General features: G+C 71.1%; 1 protein-coding gene and 1 pseudogene. Both read right to left on the bottom strand.

Going from position 1 to position 1107, the window contains the following annotated elements; translation table 11 throughout:
• Positions 1-234 (bottom strand): annotated as a pseudogene (locus D7X55_RS39595) (hypothetical protein); the annotation flags it as partial.
• Positions 231-902, bottom strand: a complete 672-nt coding sequence (locus D7X55_RS39590) for an RNA polymerase sigma factor (RefSeq protein ID WP_233610380.1) — start codon at positions 900-902, stop codon at positions 231-233. The gene D7X55_RS39590 and the pseudogene D7X55_RS39595, both read right to left, overlap by 4 nt.
• Positions 903-1107: the final 205 nt, after the last annotated feature.

The following is a 1107-nucleotide window of genomic DNA, read 5'->3' as shown; positions in this document are numbered from 1 at the left end:
GTTGAGGGCGGCCTCCAGGCCCGCGGCGGTGAGCGTCTCCAGCTCCGTGGCGGTGGGGCTGTCCGTCTGGCCGGACTCGAGGACGCGGTGGGCGCGGGCCCACTTGTCATAGCGGGTGCCGCAGCGGGCGCAGGCGTGGGCGTGGCGCAGGAGCCGCGAGGATTCGGGGGCGGACAGCTCCCCCAGGGACCAGCGCGTCAGTCCCGCGTCCACATGTCGTTCGTACCACTTCATGGGAGGCTCCCGAATGGGATGGCGCACAGCAGGGCCAGGGTGGCCAGCAGGGCGCCCAGCTGCAGGCGGCCCGGGATGACGTCGCTGTCCAACCAGCCCGAGTCCTTCAGGTGTTCCGTGAACTGCAGCCGCAGGCGGCGCTCGCGCACGCGCACCTCGCCGCGGGTGAGCTTCAGCTGGTCCGCGGCGGACTCCTGCGACAGGCCGTCCATGAAGCGCAGCTGCGCGAGCGCGCGCCCCTCGGCGGGCAGCCCCTCCAGGAAGCGGCGCACGATGGAGCGGACCTCGGCGCCCAGGGCCTCTTCCTCCGGGCTCTTGCTCTCGGTGGGGGCGTGGGTGAGCTCGGGCGCGTCATCCAGGGGGATGGCCTCCCGGGCCACGCGGCCGGAGGCGCGCATCAAGTCAATGGCGGTGGAGCGGGCGACGGTGAGCAGGAAGCCCAGGTAGGGGCGCACGCCGTCGTAGGCCTGGCGCATGTGGGGGCGGAAGGCCCGCACGAAGGTCTCCTGGTGGGCGGCGTCCAGGTCCAGGGGCGTGAGCGCGACGGAGCGCGTGCCGGTCTCCGAGTGCACGGAGAAGCGCCGGGACAGGTAGCGCAGCACCTCTGGCGAATACGTGCGGTAGACCTGGGTGAGCACCGCGGTGTCACCCCGGCGGAAGGCCTCCAAGACTGACCGCTCTGTTCCTGGCAGCACGTGGAGGGCTCCGTGTTTCAAGAAGGCGGCGCCGGCCGGGCCCCTTCTGGAAATGAGATACGAAATGACCCCGAAAATCGGGTCGTCCCTACACGCACGGCGCGTTTTTTATTGAGCCCGGACGTCGGCCTCCGGAGCCAGAGGCCTCGGGTTCGAATCCTGCATCGAGCGTGGGGGA

Source organism: Corallococcus sp. AB049A, assembly GCF_003668885.1.
Taxonomy (GTDB): Bacteria; Myxococcota; Myxococcia; order Myxococcales; family Myxococcaceae; genus Corallococcus; species Corallococcus interemptor.
The sequence above is the reverse complement of the archived record's forward strand: the minus strand, read 5'-3'. Positions and strand labels throughout refer to the sequence as shown.